The organism is Dietzia massiliensis (assembly GCF_018390595.1).
In the GTDB taxonomy this organism is placed as follows: domain Bacteria; phylum Actinomycetota; class Actinomycetes; order Mycobacteriales; family Mycobacteriaceae; genus Dietzia; species Dietzia massiliensis.
In genome coordinates, this window is sequence record NZ_JAHBAV010000027.1 from 1 (window position 1) to 14922 (window position 14922).

Consider the following 14922-nt stretch of genomic DNA (forward strand, 5'->3'; position numbering starts at 1 on the left):
CACCCCCGACGGCACCGTCATGCTCACCCGACCCGGCGGGCCGCTGGCCCAGCATTGGCGCGAGCAACAGCGCGACGAGGCCGAGGCCTGGGCGCGTCAGCAACGCCGCAACCCCAGCCCCGTTTACGGGGCCGGGGTCCTGGACGAGGCGACCTACTTCGCCCGCCGCGCCCAACGCCTGGCCCGCGAACGCGCCCGCACCACCGCCCGCAACGCCACCGAGGCGACCACGCCGCCACCCGAGGCCGGGGACGCCTCCATAGACAGCTCGCCCGCGGCGGCGCCTGCCGAGACCGACGCCGCCCCGCACTCGGACCCGGCCCCGCGCGGAAGGGTGACCCCAGCCGAAGCCAGCCGCTGGTGGGAACGCAACAAACCCACCGACAGCGCCCTGGAGAAAGCCATCCTCCGCGCACTGCATGAGCACCTCGACGAACTCCTCCAACCACCACCACCCTTCTGAGGCAGGAGGGGGCCAGCGCCGGCGGCCGGCGCGCGGACGGGCTCTGCATCGATGGTTCCGAGCAGCACTCTGAAATGCGCTGAACCCCCGGTCGTCGAGACGACCGGGGGTTCAGCCCGATTGTGGAGCTGCCGGGAATTGAACCCGGGTCCTCCGCAGCATCGGCAGGGCTTCTCCGTGCGCAGTCCGCGTTGGCCTCTACTCGGATCTCGCCCTCATGCGGACGTGTTGGCGATGACGATCCCAGTCACTGTGAGTTGTCCCGACCCACCCCGTGACCGGGTGAGCCGGTGATCCCTCTAGATGATGCCGGGTTCCGGGGCGAGAGCGACCCCGGGCCGACAGACTACGGGCTCGCTATCAGGCAGCGAGGGCGTAGTCGCGCTGATTGGTATCGGCGCGTAATTGGTTGCCACGACGCTTACGGTGGTCTCTGGCCTGCACCGGCACGCTTCCCCTGCGTCAGCTCACGTAGTCGAAACCACATCAGCCCCTCAGGAGCCGTCGACTTCCGCCGACGGACCTCCAACCATACCCCGGGCAACCGTCGAATACCAGGGTGACGTCCGTCTCCGGTCAGCCAAGCGTGAGGAGGACGATCGCGACGCCGGCCAGGCCCAGCCCGGCCAATTGCACCGCGCGCATCCGCTCGCCCCCATGCGTGACCGCCAGCGCGACGGTGAAGGCGGGGTACAGGGCGGCGATGACGCTGACGAGGGAGAGCATCCCCGCCTGGGAGGCGAAGTAGAACGCACCATTCGCGATCGCGTCGAACACGGCGATCACCACCCCGATCGCGATGAGACGGCGCGGGAAGCGGAACGACTCACGCGCGGCCACGGCAGCGGCGAGCAACATCACCGTCGCGCCTACCCGCGACGCCGCGACCGGCCAGAGCCCCTCGCCCGCGGGCACCCGCGACAACAGGACGAAGAAGGCGGCGAACGCCGAGCCCGACACAACCGACATCACCAGGAGCGACGCCGTCAACCGCCCGTGCGCGGCGGACGAGCCGTCCACCCCCTCCAGGGACACGAGGACGGTGGCCACGAGCGCCACCGCCATCCCCGCCATCGCCGCGGACCCGGGCCGCTCCCCCGCCGCCAACCCGAAGGCCAGTGGTCCGGCGGCGGCCAGGACCGCCGTGATCGGCGAGATGACGCTCATCGGTCCCCTGGACAGCGCCACGTAGAACGTCCACACCGCGGCGCCGGATGCGAGCCCGGACGCCAACCCCCACCCCAGGCCCGCCGGAGTAGGTGAGCCGCCCGCGACGAGGGCCGCGACCCCCACGAGCACGATCGAGACAGGGTAGGCCACACTGACGACGCGCAACGCCCGCGCGCGGCGGGACGCCACGCCACCGAGATAGTCACTGATGCCGTACGCCACCGCCGAGGTCGACGCCAGCGCGACCGGCATCACGCCCGCATGCCCTTGATCTTCCTGCCCAGCTCGCGGACCGCTTCGCGCTCGGCCGTCCGCCGGGCGATGTCCTGCCGCTTGTCGTGGGCCTGCTTACCCCGCGCGACGGCCAGCTCGACCTTGACGCGACCGTTCACGAAGTAGAGCGACAACGGGACGAGCGTCGCGTTCCCGTCGCGCACCTTGCCCACGAGCGAGTCGATCTCCCGGCGGTGTAGCAGGAGCTTCCGCGCCCGCTTGGGGGCATGATTCGTCCAGCTCCCGTGCGAATACTCGGGGATGTGGAGCCCGCGGAGCCACACCTCGCCGTCGTCGACCGTCGCGAACGCGTCGACCAGCGACGCCTTACCCTCCCGCATGCTCTTGATCTCGGTGCCCACGAGGGCGATGCCGGCCTCGTAGGTGTCCAGGATGTGGAAATCGTGCCTGGCCTTGCGGTTACTCGCGACGATGCTCCCGTCGGAGCCGAGGGAGGACGCGCCCTTCTTCTTGTTCTTCTTGGCCACGTCGGTTCACCTCCTCGTTGCTGTTGCGCAGCCCCCAGAGTCTAGACGAGCCGGAAGGGGCGGCGGCCGTCAGTGCCGGCCATCAGTGCCGGGCCGTTAGTGACGGACCGTCAGCCTCAGGGTCACCCACGCCGTCAACGCGGAGGCCACCGCGCCGGCGACGACGAGCCCAGGGGCGAGCACCAGGATGTCGGAGGTCGTGATCCGCTCAACGAGATTCGCCCGGTACGCCTCGTCCAGCACCCTGTCGAGGAACACGCTCTTGGCCACCAACAGACCCCCCACCGCAAGGACGGCGCCGGTGATCGCCGCGATCACCGCTTCGAGCACGAACGGCAACTCGGTGTACCACCGGCTCGCGCCCACCAGGCGCATGATCCCGACCGCGGTGCGTCGCGTGAACGCCGCGATCTGGGTCATGTTGGCGATGAGCAGGACGGTCGCCACGAGCTGAACCACCGCTATGGCGAACGCCGCGTTGCGGATGCCGCCGAGAACCGAGAAGACGCGCTCGACCAGCTCACCCTGCCCCTGCACGACCTCGATCCCGGACACGTCCGCCAGATCCACCGCGACCTCCTCCGCCCGCGTCGGATCGGACAGAGTGAGGGTGAACCGCGAGCCGAGAGCGTCCGGCGACGTCGACTCCACCAGAACCGGGTCGGTCGAGGCGAACAGCTCGACGAACTCGGAGTAGGTCTCCTGCGGGTTCTTGTACTCCACCGACGCCACGCCCGGCGTCTCCTCGAGCTGCTCGCGAATTCCCGCGCACTCCGCCGCACACTCCGGGTCCTCGACGGAGATCGAGCGGTCCACGTAGACGCGGAACTCGTTGAGGTAGTCGTACTTGGCCTGGCTCGCGGACGCGGTCATCGCCACCAGCAGCCCGGCGCCCAGCATCCCCAGCGCGACGGCCGTGGTGATGATCATGGCCAGCGTCATGGAGAGGTTCCGGCGCAGTCCCTGGGCGACCTCAGAGGCGATGAATCGGACGGCCATCAGCGATCCACCCCGTAAGTCCCGCGCGCGTCATCCCGCACGACTGCACCGTCGACCAGTTCCACGACCCGGCGGCGCGACCGATCCACGATGTGGCGGTCGTGCGTAGCCATGAGCACCGTGGTGCCCGTCCTGTTGATCCGGTCGAGCAGCAACATGATGTCCTCACTGGTCTCCGGGTCGAGATTGCCCGTCGGCTCATCCGCGAGCAGCAGCACGGGACGGTTCACGAACGCCCGGGCGATGGCGACTCGCTGCTGCTCTCCCCCGGACAACTCGTGCGGCCGACGATCCGCCTTGGTACCCAGTCCGACCATGTCGAGCGTCTCCGGGACGACCTTCTCGATGGTCCGGCGGGACTTGCCGATGACCTGGAGCGCGAACGCCACGTTCTCCGCGACCGTCTTGCCCGGCAGGAGGCGGAAATCCTGGAACACGCAGCCGAGCGAACGCCGCAGCCCGGGCACATCCGAGTTCTTCATGCGTGTGAGATCGTGGCCGGCCACGACGAGCCGACCCGAGTCCGGCCGCTCCTCCCTCAACAGCAGCCGCAGGAAGGTCGACTTACCGGAGCCGGAGGCACCGATGAGGAAGGCGAACTCGCCGTCGTCGATCTCCACGCTCACATCGGACAGAGCCGGACGCGTCACGGACGCGTACGACTTGGTCACACGGTCAGCACTGATCACGCCAGTAGCCTAGCGCCACACCCGTCACTGTCGGCGCTGCTGGCCGAACACCGTGATCCGCCGGCGGGACCGCCGAAGCGCCGCCCGGTGCCCGAGCGATAGGCGTCACCCCTCGAGGGCGCCGCCGCTCGGAACAGAGGTCGGAACGCCCTCGGGTGCCTGCTGACCAGTCTGCTGTTGCGACTGCTGCTGAGGCTGCTCCTGCGGCACCTGTTGCTGCGGTGCCTGCTGCTGCGGCGCCTGCGTCTGCTCCTGCCGGGTGGGAGTCGATCCCGCCGTTCCGCGCAAGCCACCCGGGCCCGGGCTGGTGCTGGCGGTGCCCTCGGGGCCGGTGGTCGTCGTCCCGGTCGTCGCGGTCCCCGTCTGATCCGGCCCTGTCGTGGGAGTGGGATCGGTGGTGCCCGTAAGCTCCGACGGCCCGGTCTGCTCGGACGATGACTCAGCCGGCTCGGTCGGCGCACTGGTCGCGGGCGGGGCCGGCGGACCGAAGGCGACGACCGGCTGCTCACGGACGAGCAGATACAGCACCCCGGCGACGACGAACGCACCGAGAAGGATCGCGGTCGTCCGCGACATCGACAGGAACTCCCCGATCAGCGCCACGATCGCGGGCTTCGGCCGGCGTGAGGGCGCGTCGGGCGGTGGCGTGCCGCCGAGGCCCAGCGGATCGGGCTGTTCGCGGGCGGACGGGTCCTGGCGCAGCACGGGCTCCTGACGCGTGGCGTCATCCTCCCGGGTCGTGCCGGCGTCGGGGGTCGCGTCGGCGCCCCGGGCCACGTCACCGTCGCGGGTCGTGTCGTCGTTCCGGGTCGTGTCGTCGTTCCGGGTCGTGTCGTCGTCTCTGTGCCGTGCCATCAGACGCTCCCCTCTCCGGTCTGCGGGCGGAGCATCCCCGCCCGGATGGCCGCGAGCGCCTCCGGTTCCAGGACTATGCCCTCCTGCCTGAACCGTCGCAGGATCACCGCGCGCATGCGCCGGCCGACCTCCCACTGCATTCCCGGCTTGGTGCGGGCGAGCAGGCGGATGATGGTCTGCTCCAGCTTGATGGACTGCACGCCCATCACGGACGGCTCGTCGAGCACGTACTCGCCCACACGGTCGTCGTCGACGATGTCCCGGCACACCTCGGCCAGCACCTCGTGCGCCTTGTCCATGTCGGCGTTGTTGGGGACCGGAACGTCGATGATCGCCCGCGCCCAGTCCTGCGACTGGTTGACGGCGGTGACAATCTGACCGTTGGGGACGATCACGGCCTCACCGTCCAGCGTGCGCAGCCGGGTGACGCGGAGAGTGACGTCCTCGATGGTGCCGGCGGCGACGCCGGTCGCTGTCGTGAGCTCCACGATGTCGCCGTACCCGTACTGCCTCTCGGCGAGGACGAAGAATCCCGCGAGGAAGTCCTGGACGATCTTCTGCGCGCCGAAGCCCAGTGCCGCGCCGAGGACGGTCGCCGGCGCGACCAGGGCGACGAGGTTCACGCCGAAGCGCAGGAGGATCTGGATCCCGAAGAGGACGTAGAGGACGGCGACGGCGACATAGGAGAGCACCTGGATCAGCGAGTGCAGGTGCTTGGACTCCTCGGACCACAGCTCCTTGTCCGCGTTCCTGGCGTCGATCCGGCCGGTCCACATCCGGGCGATCTTGCCGATCACGCGGGTCAGCAGGGCCGCCCCCAGGACGAGGAGGACGACCTCCAGGCCCTCGTTGCTCAGCCAACGGAGAATTCCGCTGAAGTCGGTCTGGACCCTCACTAGGCGTCGGCCCCCTCCCGCATCCGCCACCGGATGCCGGCCTCGATGAATCCGTCGATGTCACCGTCGAGCACCGCCGACGGGTTGTTGACCTCGTGCTCGGTCCGGAGGTCCTTGACCATCTGGTACGGGTGCAGCACGTAGGAGCGCATCTGGTTGCCCCACGACGCGTTGCCGCCCGAACCGAGGGCGTCCATCGCGGCCCGTTCCTCCTGCCGCTTGCGCTCGAGCAGCTTGGCCTGCAGAACCTTCATGGCCGCGACCTTGTTCTGCAGCTGCGACTTCTCGTTCTGACACGTCACGACGATCCCCGTGGGGATGTGCGTGAGGCGCACCGCGGAGTCGGTGGTGTTGACCGACTGCCCACCGGGACCCGACGAGCGGTACACGTCGACGCGGACCTCGTTCTCCGGGACCTCGATCGAGTCGACCGTCTCGACCACGGGAAGCACCTCGACCTCGGCGAAGGAGGTCTGGCGGCGCCCCTGGTTGTCGAACGGCGAGATGCGCACGAGGCGGTGGGTGCCCTGCTCGACCGAGAGGGTGCCGTACATGTACGGGCCCTTGACGATGAAGGTGGCGGACTTGATGCCGGCCTCCTCCGCGTACGAGGTGTCGTAGACCTCGACCTTGTGGCCGTTCTTCTCCGCCCAGCGCACGTACATCCGCATGAGCATCTCCGCGAAGTCCGCGGCGTCGACACCGCCGGCGCCCGCGCGGATGTTCACGACGGCCTCACGCTGGTCGTACTCACCGCTGAGCATCGTCTTGACCTCCATGGCCTCGACGTCCTCACGCAGGCTCGCCCGCTCGGCATCCGCCTCCTCGACGGCGTCGCCGCCTTCCTCCTCCGCGAGCTCGTACATCAGCGGCAGATCCTCGATCCGCTGCCGCAGTTCGCGGCAGCGACGTAGGTCCGCCTGGATGTACGACAGCTCGCTGGTGACCTTCTGAGCCCGGTCCTGGTCGTTCCACAGGTCCGGGTCGGCGGCCATCTGCTCGAGCTCGTCGACGCGGCGGGCGAGCTCGTCGATGTCGAGAACCTTCTCGACGGTGGTCATGGTCGCGTCGAGGGCTGCGATGTCGGCGGAGACTTCAGGGTGCACGAGATCCGAGTCTACGCGGCCCGGGCGTCGCCCACCGTTTCCCCGCCCGTCGCCCCGACGTGACCCGCCACACCACCCGTGGTCGCCCGCCGCGGGTAGCGTCGAGAGCCGCGGACCCGCTGCCGCCCGTGGTCAGCGCGCCGCGACCCCAGCGGAGGAAGTGCATGTCCATCGACACCGGCCACCCGCGCCCCCTGCCCGACGAGCACACCGGGCGACTGACCGACGTCGACCTGGCCGTCCGCCTCGTCGTCGACGCCGGCACCCTGGCGCGCCGCCTGCGCGAGGACGGACTCGACGTCCGGCGCAAGACGTCCGTCTCGGACGTCGTCACCGAGGCGGACGACGCCGCCGAACGACACATCACCGCGCTCCTCGCCGCCCACCGGCCGGACGACGGCGTCCTCGGCGAAGAGGGAACCCTGGTCGCCGGCGGCCACGACCGGCGGTGGGTCGTGGACCCCGTCGACGGCACCTACAACTTCGTCTCCGGCTCCGACTACTGGTGCTCGGCAGTGGCACTCAGCGGCCCCGACGACTACCTGCTCGGCGCGGTCCACCGCCCCGCCACCGGCGAGACCTTCGTCGGCGGCTCCGAGACCCCCACCCGCCGCAACGGCGTCCCCGTGACCCCGCTGTCCCCCGGCGACCTCGCCGCCGGCAGTCTCGCCACCTACCTCCACCCGCCGTTCCTCACCGACCCCGATCTGGCCGAGCCGTTCCACCGCGTGAGCCGGGGCGCGGCGACCATCCGGATGCTCGGATCCGGATCGGTCGACCTGGCCTCGGTCGCCTGCGGGATCCACACCGTGTGGTGCCAGCACTCCTGCCCGGAGTGGGACTGGCTGCCCGGCCGCGCACTCGTCGAGGGCGCGGGCGGGGTCTGCGCGACCGTGGAGGTCAACGGCTACGACTGGTTCGTGGCGGGCCGCCAGGGTGCCGTCGACCAGGCGGTCGCCCTGCTCCGCGGCTGAACCAACCCCCGCCGAACAACGGTGCCGAGAACTTCAGGGGAAAGTGTGGCGCTCGGAACTTACTCCGAAGTAAGGTGTTGGCGACCACACCGCCCACCGTCCGTCACGAGAACAGCTGGTGATGATGAGTAAGAACCCCACGACCCCGCCCACGACGGGACGCGCGAAGACCTCCACACCGGGCAAGAACCCCACACGCATCGACGCCATCGGCGCCGCGATGCGTGCGCTGACCACGATCACCGGGTCGGAGTTCGCCGAGCGGTTCGGACTGCGCCAGAAGGTCGACCGGGTGACCTACGAGGCCACCAAGACCGGATTCAAGACCCTCGGGGCAGCGACCAAGTCGTTCAAGAAGGTGTCCGGCGGCGGCGCGCCCAAGCGCCTGCCCGACGCCGACACCGAGGCGCGGCCCGACCTGTTCGACCTCACGCTGGACGACGACCAGCAGATGATCTCCCAGACCGTGCGCGAGTTCGCCACCGAGGTCATCCGCCCGGCCGCCCACGACGCCGACGCCGCCGCCGAGGCACCCGCCTCACTTCTCGAGCGGTCCGCCGAGATCGGCGCCACCATGCTCAACGTCCCGGAGGAGTTCGAGGGCATCGCCTCCGAGCGCGGCGTGGTGACCAACTCCCTCGTCGCCGAGGCCCTCGCCTACGGCGATATGGGCCTGGCCCTGCCGATCCTCGCGCCGTCCGGCGTGGCCACCACCCTGACCCAGTTCGGATCCGACACCCAGCAGAAGTCCTACCTGCCGGCGTTCGCCTCCGAGAAGGTCCCGGCCGCCGCCGTGGCGGTGGCCGAACCTCGCCCGCTGTTCGACCCGTTCGACCTGAAGACGACCGCCGTACGCACCCCCGGGGGCTTCACGCTCAACGGCGTCAAGTCGATGGTGCCCACCGCCGGCACCGCCGAGCTCTTCGTCGTCGCCGCCATGCTCGACGGCGCGCCGACCTACTTCGTCGTGGAATCCGACACCGACGGACTCGTGGTGGAGGCCGATCCGTCCATGGGCCTGCGCGCCGCCGGCCTGGGTCGCCTCGTCCTCACCGACGTGGCCGTGCCCGCCGACGCGATCCTCGGCGGCCCGGACGTGTCCCCCGAGGACCGCGCCGCCGCCTACGCCGACGTGATCCGCCTCTCGCGCCTCGGATGGGCGTCGCTGGCCGTGGGCACCTCCCACGCGGTCCTCGACTACGTCACGCCCTACGTCAAGGAGCGCCACGCGTTCGGCGAGCCCATCGCGCACCGCCAGGCGGTCGCGTTCGCCGTGGCCGACATGGCCACCGAGCTCGACGGCATGCGCCTGGTCACCTGGCGCGGCGCCTCCCGCGCCGAGCAGGGGCTGTCGTTCGCCCGCGAGGCCGCCCTGGCCCGCAAGATCGCCGCCGACAAGGGGATGAAGATCGGCCTCGACGGTGTCCAGCTGCTGGGCGGGCACGGGTTCACCAAGGAGCATCCCGTCGAGCGCTGGTACCGCGACCTGCGCGCCGTGGGCGTGGCCGAGGGCGTGGTGGTCCTGTGACCGCCCCCCGCCCCGCCACCCTCCCGAACCGGACCAAGGACATCCAGCGATGATCAACCTCGAACTACCCAAGAAGCTCCAGGCGGGTGCGAACCAGGCCCGCCAGGTGGCCACCCAGATCTTCCGGCCCATCTCGCGCAAGTACGACCTCGCCGAGCACGAGTACCCCGTGGAACTCGACACCCTCAAGGCCATGATGGAGGCCATGGAGGACGCCGGCCAGGCCGCCTCGGGCGCCACGATGGGATCCGGCGGCGCCCCCAAGCGCGAGGGCGTTTCCAACGGCGGCAACATGAAATCGCTGCTCAACATCATCGAGACCTGCTGGGGCGATGTCGGCCTCACGCTCTCGATCCCCCGGCAGGGCCTGGGGAACTCCGCCATCGCGGCCGTGGCCAACGACGAGCAGATGGAGAAGTTCGGCCGCGTGTGGGCCTCCATGGCCATCACCGAGCCGGACTTCGGCTCCGACTCCGCCGCCGTGTCGGCCACCGCCCGCCTCGACGGCGACGAGTACGTCCTCAACGGCACCAAGATCTTCGTCACCTCCGGTGCCCGTGCCGACCACATCGTCGTGTGGGCGACCCTGGACAAGAGCAAGGGCCGCGCCGCCATCAAGTCCTTCGTCGTGCCGCGCGACCACCCCGGCGTCTCCGTGGACCGGCTCGAGCACAAGCTCGGCATCCGCGCCTCCGACACCGCGCAGATCACCTTCACCGACTGCCGCGTCCCCAAGGAGAACCTCCTGGGCGACCCGGAGATCCGCGTGGACAAGGGCTTCGCCGGCGCCATGCAGACGTTCGACAACACCCGTCCGCTGGTCGCGGGCATGGCGGTGGGCGTCGCGCGCGCCGCGCTCGAGGAGATCCGCACGCTCCTCGAGGAGGCCGGGATGGAGATCGACTACGACCGGCCCGCCACCAGCCAGCCCGCCGCCGTGGCCAAGTACCTCGAGCTCGAGGCCGACTGGGAGGCCGCGTACCTCCTCACGCTGCGCGCGGCGTGGATGGCCGACAACAAGATGCCCAACACCAAGGAAGCGTCGATGTGCAAGGCCAAGGCCGGGCGCACCGGCTCTGCCGTGACACTGGGCGCCGTCGAACTCGCGGGCAGCTACGGCTACTCCGAGCGCAGCTTCCTCGAGAAGTGGTCGCGCGATTCCAAGATCCTCGACATCTTCGAGGGCACCCAGCAGATCCAGCAGCTGGTCATCGCCCGGCGCATCCTCGACCTGTCGAGCGCCGAGCTGAAGTGAGCTGACCCGCCGGACGGGGCGACGAGACCCGTCGGATCAACGAGAAGAGCGTTCCGCACACCACGCCGAGCGGGTGTGCGGAACGCTCCTCTCGATGGATCCCGGGGCCGGCCGGGCCGTCAGGCCATCCAGAAGCCGCTTCCGGGCCAGTTGCGCGCGGTGGCGTCGGCGACGATCGCGTCGAACGAGTACCCCAGCGCGGGCAGGAAGAACGGCGACTGGGCCGGGTGCAGGCACGAGGGCAGAACAGGGCCGAGGCTGCCGGCCGCCCCGGCCGCCGGCGGCATGTGGCCGCCCGAGACCAGGCCCACGAGCCGGCCGTCGCGGGTGATGGGCCCGCCGGAATCCCCGTACCCGGCACAGGCGTGGCTCCAGAACCTGTCACCCTCGCGCTGCCAGGTGATGCCGCACGTGTGGCCGGTCGACAGGCCGTCCTTGCAGACGACGTCGCCGAACTCCGGCGCCGGCCCGCGGCCGACCACGCCGGCCTGGCGGACGGGGACCGCGACGCCCGGGTCCAGGCGGATGACCGAGTAGTCGAGGATCTCGTTGCGGGTGGCGACCGTGCCGATCACGCCCGCGCCCTGGTTGTCGCGGAGGATGACCGGGACGTTTATCCGATCGCTGCAGTGGGCGGCCGTGAACGCGACCGGGGTGCCCGCCGCGTCGTAACCGGCGGCGGTGATGGTGCATCCCGCCACTCCCCCGACGAGCACGGGGGTCGCGCCGCCGACGGGCACCGCCGCCTGGGCGGCTGCGGGCGCCATCAGCGTGGCGGCGCCGACCATCACGGCCGTCGCGGCGAGTTTCGCCAGACGGGTGAACCTCATGAGCGTGTCCTTCCCACCCCTGGCGGAATGCCCGGGTCTACGCTCCGTCAGACTAGCGGCCGGGGCCCCGCCGTGCACGACGCACGCGCGCGTCACCGGCGCGCCTCCCGAATCCGGGTGCGAGGCCACCGCCCCAGCGGCACACCGCCGGTCAGTGCTCCCCGACCGTGATCCGGATGGTGGGACGTCGGTCGTCGGCACCGCCGATCCGACACCAGATCGCGGCCACGATCGGTTCGAGGAACAGTTCGCCGACCTGCCCCATGAGGGTGCGCACCACCTGGACCTTCTCCGAGGAGCGCGTCGAGGCGTGGCCGCCGCGGCGCAGACTCTCGACCTCCCTGGTGGTGAGGTCGACGATCGCCGCGAGCAGCGGAGCGCCCCGGCCGTCGGGCTCGATGAGGGCGCGGTTAATATACTTCACCACCATCGGGTTGCGCTCGAGCATGTCGCGCACGGCGGCGTCGCGGGCCGCGACCACCTCCGCCGGGGACCCGGTGTGCTCGACGGTCGCCAGCGCGTCGACGACGTGCTCCACCACGAGGTCGTCCACCGCGCGGCGCAGCCCCTCCTTGGTGCCGAAGTGATGCTGGATCAGCCCGATGGTCACGCCGACCTCGGCGGCGACACGGCGCATGGAGACCCGGTCCTCGCCGTGGTCCGAGTACAGCTCCAGCGCGGCGTACCGGATCCGCGCGCGGGCGGTGAGGTCGCCGTCGGCGGAGCGCCGCGGGCCGGAGTCGCCCGCCCCTGCGCCGCCGCCGGACCCGGGGCCATCTGAACCCACCTCGCCCATCACGCACACCTCTCGCCGCGACGTGCGGCGCCCGAGGCGACCGCCGGAATGATGACCATACACCTGTATGCCATGCGGTTGTATGGTGGTGCTCGTCAAGGCCACGCCGGCCCCCACCTCACTCTGGAGTCGCCCCGTGTTAGAGCCCGCCCCCTTCCGCTCCCCCTGGATGACCGACGACCTGGACGCTCTCCGTGCGCACACCCGCGCCTTCCTCGAGAAGGAGACCGCCCCGCACCTCGAGCGGTGGGCCGAGCAGGGCGCGGTGGACCGCGAGTTCTGGAACAAGGCCGGCGACGCGGGCCTGTTGTGCATCTCGATCCCCGAGGAATACGGGGGCGGCGGCGGCTCGTTCGCCCACGAGGCCGTCATCGCGGAGGAGCAGACCCGGGCGCTGGACGACGGCTGGGGCAACTCGGTCCACAGCACGATCGTCGCCCACTACATCCTCCAGTACGGCACCCAGGAGCAGAAGCAGCGTTGGCTGCCGAAGCTCGCGACCGGCGAGATGGTGGGCGCCATCGCCATGACCGAGCCCGGCGCCGGGTCGGACCTGCAGGCACTGCGCACCACGGCCACGCGCGACGGCGACGACTTCGTGGTCAACGGCTCCAAGACGTTCATCTCCAACGGCATGCACTGCGACCTGCTCGTCATCGTGGCGCGCACGGGCGGCGAGGGCGCGCAGGGTCTGTCACTGCTGGTGGCCGAGACGCCGGGGCTGGAGGGCTTCAACCGCGGCCGCAAGCTCGACAAGATCGGCCTGAAGTACCAGGACACCATGGAGTTGTTCTTCGACGACATGCGCGTCCCGGCGAGCAACATCCTGGGCGGCGAGGGCCAGGAGGGGCAGGGCTTCATCCAGCTGATGCAGCAGCTCCCGCAGGAGCGCCTCATCATCGCGGTGACCGCGGTCGCCGCCGCCGAGACCGCCGTGCGCCTGGCGACCGACTACGCCAAGGAGCGCGAGGCGTTCGGCAAGCCGATCCTCAAGTTCCAGAACCTGCGCTTCGAGCTGGCCGAATGTAAGACCGAGGCGCTGGCCGCCCGCACTCTGCTGGACCACTGCATCTCGCTGCATCTCAAGGGCGAGCTCGACCCGGCGACGGCGTCCATGGCCAAGTACTTCTGCACGGACAAGCAGTGCGAGATCATCGACCGCTGCCTGCAGGTCTTCGGCGGCTACGGCTTCATGACCGAGTACCCGATCGCCCGCATGTACGCCTCGGCGCGCGTGCAGAAGATCTACGGCGGGACCAACGAGATCATGAAGGAGCTGATCTCCCGGACGCTCTAGAGTCGCGAGCCCTCCCGCAGTTCCGCGACGATCTGGCGGACGGCGTCACGGCCCGCCCGGTTGGCCCCCACGGTCGACTGGGACGGGCCGTAGCCGATGAGGAACAGTCTCGGCTCGTCGAGCGCCCGTCCGTCGGCGACGCGGATCCCGCCCTCGGCCGTCCGCAGCCCGAGCGGGGCGAGATGGGCGATCGCGGGCCGGAACCCGGTGGCCCAGAGGATGACGTCCGCCGGCTCGAGCCGCCCGTCGGGCATCCGCACTCCGTCGGGCTCGATGCGGGTGAACATCGGGTGGCGCACGAGGACACCGCGCGCGTCGGCACGGTCGATCCACGGCGCGCGGTACATGCCGGTGACGCGGATGACGCTCTCCGGTGGCAGCCCCCTCGCCGTGCGCTCGGCGACGCGGTCGATGGCGGCGGAGAAGTTGTCCGGCGGCGGGCCCGTCTCCCACTCGATCTCCCGCCGCGTCACCCACAGGGTGTCGGCGACACGGGATATCTCCTCGAGCAGCTGCGTGGCCGAGATGCCGGCGCCGACGATCACGACGCGCTGCCCGGTGAACTCGTCGGCCGACACGTAGTCGTGGACGTGGACCTGTCGCCCGCGGAAGGTCTCCTGTCCGGGGTAGTACGGCCAGAACGGTCGGGTCCAGGTGCCGGTGGCGTTGATGACGTAGCGGGCCGCCCAGGTCCGTGGGTCTCCGGGGCGAAAGGTGCCGCGGCGGGGCGCGCCGGTCGGTTCGGTGACGACGACGAGGTGGTCGCCGGCCGGGTCGTCCCGCCCGGGGACAGGTCTGCGTACCGAGCGCACGCGGACCGGCCGCCGGACGTCGAGGTCGTGGCGGGCCTCGTAGTCGGCGAAGTAGCGGGGCAGGATCTCGCGGCTGGGCGTGTCCGGGTCGACGTCGGGCACGGGGTGGTCCGGGAGGGCGAAGATCCCGTTGACCGTGCGCATGGTGAGCGACTCCCAGCGGTGCTGCCACGCGCCGCCCGGGGCCTCGTCGGCGTCGAGCATGACGAAGGTGCGCTCGCTCCGGTCCTCACCCGCGGCCCGGCCGGCCGGGGCGAAGCCACGGCGTCGCAGGTGGTGTCCGGCCGACAGGCCGGCCTGCCCGGCTCCGATGACGACCACGTCGACGGGCGCGGCGGGTGTCCCGGGTTCGAGTGTCACGCCCCCATGGTCGGTCATCCGGGCCGTCCGAGTCGACGAGAGCCCTTCGTCGATGGCGGCGCGGGTCTTCATACTGGTGTCCTCCAGGGTCCGCAGCAGGTCCCCGGGGGGTTCGACGCCGGCGGGCGCGC

14 protein-coding genes, 1 other RNA gene and 1 pseudogene are annotated in these 14922 nt (G+C 70.6%); 5 read left to right on the top strand and 11 right to left on the bottom strand.

Annotation, left to right across the window (positions count from 1 at the left end):
* Nucleotides 1-463: pseudogene (locus tag KHA85_RS09180) on the top strand (HNH endonuclease signature motif containing protein); the annotation flags it as partial.
* A 120-nt stretch (nt 464-583) separates the two neighbouring features.
* Here the strand turns inward: KHA85_RS09180 and ssrA are convergent.
* From ssrA to prfB, 8 genes are all read right to left on the bottom strand, one after another.
* Nucleotides 584-957: a transfer-messenger RNA gene (gene ssrA, locus KHA85_RS09185) on the bottom strand.
* Nucleotides 958-1039: 82 nt separating this feature from the next.
* A complete protein-coding gene (locus KHA85_RS09190) occupies nt 1040-1885 on the bottom strand; it encodes a DMT family transporter (RefSeq protein WP_007633864.1) in 846 nt (281 codons plus the stop codon).
* Nucleotides 1885-2394, bottom strand: a complete 510-nt coding sequence (smpB, locus tag KHA85_RS09195; protein ID WP_007633865.1) for an SsrA-binding protein SmpB — start codon at nt 2392-2394, stop codon at nt 1885-1887. Before smpB ends, KHA85_RS09190 begins: the two co-directional genes overlap by 1 nt.
* 96 nt (nt 2395-2490) lie before the next feature.
* Nucleotides 2491-3393, bottom strand: a complete 903-nt coding sequence (ftsX, locus tag KHA85_RS09200; protein ID WP_007633868.1) for a permease-like cell division protein FtsX — start codon at nt 3391-3393, stop codon at nt 2491-2493.
* Complete coding sequence (ftsE, locus tag KHA85_RS09205) at nt 3393-4082, bottom strand: cell division ATP-binding protein FtsE (RefSeq protein WP_007633869.1); 690 nt, start codon at nt 4080-4082, stop codon at nt 3393-3395. Before ftsE ends, ftsX begins: the two co-directional genes overlap by 1 nt.
* 105 nt (nt 4083-4187) lie before the next feature.
* Complete coding sequence (locus tag KHA85_RS09210) at nt 4188-4937, bottom strand: hypothetical protein (RefSeq protein ID WP_213185561.1); 750 nt, start codon at nt 4935-4937, stop codon at nt 4188-4190.
* On the bottom strand, nt 4937-5833 hold the full coding sequence (locus tag KHA85_RS09215) for a mechanosensitive ion channel family protein (RefSeq protein WP_213185562.1): 897 nt from the start codon (nt 5831-5833) through the stop codon (nt 4937-4939). The genes KHA85_RS09210 and KHA85_RS09215 overlap by 1 nt, the downstream gene beginning before the upstream one ends.
* A complete protein-coding gene (gene prfB, locus KHA85_RS09220; protein ID WP_131884950.1) occupies nt 5833-6939 on the bottom strand; it encodes a peptide chain release factor 2 in 1107 nt (368 codons plus the stop codon). The genes KHA85_RS09215 and prfB overlap by 1 nt, the downstream gene beginning before the upstream one ends.
* Before the next feature lie 164 nt (nt 6940-7103).
* Here prfB and KHA85_RS09225 point away from each other — a divergent pair, with 164 nt between their 5' ends.
* The 3 genes from KHA85_RS09225 (at nt 7104) to KHA85_RS09235 (ending at nt 10696) form a co-directional block, all read left to right on the top strand.
* Nucleotides 7104-7913: an inositol monophosphatase family protein gene (locus tag KHA85_RS09225; protein WP_213185563.1), complete on the top strand. Its 810-nt coding sequence runs from the start codon at nt 7104-7106 to the stop codon at nt 7911-7913.
* Nucleotides 7914-8034: 121 nt separating this feature from the next.
* Complete coding sequence (locus KHA85_RS09230) at nt 8035-9441, top strand: acyl-CoA dehydrogenase family protein (protein ID WP_213185564.1); 1407 nt, start codon at nt 8035-8037, stop codon at nt 9439-9441.
* Between the two features lie 49 nt (nt 9442-9490).
* Entirely contained in the window at nt 9491-10696 is a 1206-nt protein-coding gene (locus tag KHA85_RS09235) for an acyl-CoA dehydrogenase family protein (protein ID WP_106385778.1), read from the top strand.
* A 119-nt stretch (nt 10697-10815) separates the two neighbouring features.
* On the opposite strand, the gene KHA85_RS09240 is transcribed toward KHA85_RS09235, so the two are convergent.
* Nucleotides 10816-11526: a chymotrypsin family serine protease gene (locus KHA85_RS09240; protein WP_213185565.1), complete on the bottom strand. Its 711-nt coding sequence runs from the start codon at nt 11524-11526 to the stop codon at nt 10816-10818.
* A gap of 151 nt (nt 11527-11677) precedes the next feature.
* A complete protein-coding gene (locus KHA85_RS09245; protein WP_213185566.1) occupies nt 11678-12322 on the bottom strand; it encodes a TetR/AcrR family transcriptional regulator in 645 nt (214 codons plus the stop codon).
* Between the two features lie 169 nt (nt 12323-12491).
* Between KHA85_RS09245 and KHA85_RS09250 the strand changes: the two genes are divergently transcribed.
* Complete coding sequence (locus tag KHA85_RS09250; RefSeq protein ID WP_236885435.1) at nt 12492-13619, top strand: acyl-CoA dehydrogenase family protein; 1128 nt, start codon at nt 12492-12494, stop codon at nt 13617-13619.
* On the opposite strand, the gene KHA85_RS09255 is transcribed toward KHA85_RS09250, so the two are convergent.
* A complete protein-coding gene (locus tag KHA85_RS09255) occupies nt 13616-14809 on the bottom strand; it encodes an FAD-dependent oxidoreductase (protein ID WP_213185583.1) in 1194 nt (397 codons plus the stop codon). The genes KHA85_RS09250 and KHA85_RS09255 overlap by 4 nt on opposite strands.
* Nucleotides 14810-14922: the final 113 nt, after the last annotated feature.

Coding starts and splice junctions, on each gene's coding strand:
- KHA85_RS09190 (WP_007633864.1), bottom strand. CDS start 1,885: ATGCCGGTCGCGCTGGCGTCGACCTCGGCGGTGGCGTACGGCATCAGT.
- ftsX (WP_007633868.1), bottom strand. CDS start 3,393: ATGGCCGTCCGATTCATCGCCTCTGAGGTCGCCCAGGGACTGCGCCGG.
- KHA85_RS09210 (WP_213185561.1), bottom strand. CDS start 4,937: ATGGCACGGCACAGAGACGACGACACGACCCGGAACGACGACACGACC.
- KHA85_RS09225 (WP_213185563.1), top strand. CDS start 7,104: ATGTCCATCGACACCGGCCACCCGCGCCCCCTGCCCGACGAGCACACC.
- KHA85_RS09230 (WP_213185564.1), top strand. CDS start 8,035: ATGATGAGTAAGAACCCCACGACCCCGCCCACGACGGGACGCGCGAAG.
- KHA85_RS09235 (WP_106385778.1), top strand. CDS start 9,491: ATGATCAACCTCGAACTACCCAAGAAGCTCCAGGCGGGTGCGAACCAG.
- KHA85_RS09240 (WP_213185565.1), bottom strand. CDS start 11,526: ATGAGGTTCACCCGTCTGGCGAAACTCGCCGCGACGGCCGTGATGGTC.
- KHA85_RS09245 (WP_213185566.1), bottom strand. CDS start 12,322: ATGGGCGAGGTGGGTTCAGATGGCCCCGGGTCCGGCGGCGGCGCAGGG.
- KHA85_RS09250 (WP_236885435.1), top strand. CDS start 12,492: ATGACCGACGACCTGGACGCTCTCCGTGCGCACACCCGCGCCTTCCTC.
- KHA85_RS09255 (WP_213185583.1), bottom strand. CDS start 14,809: ATGACCGACCATGGGGGCGTGACACTCGAACCCGGGACACCCGCCGCG.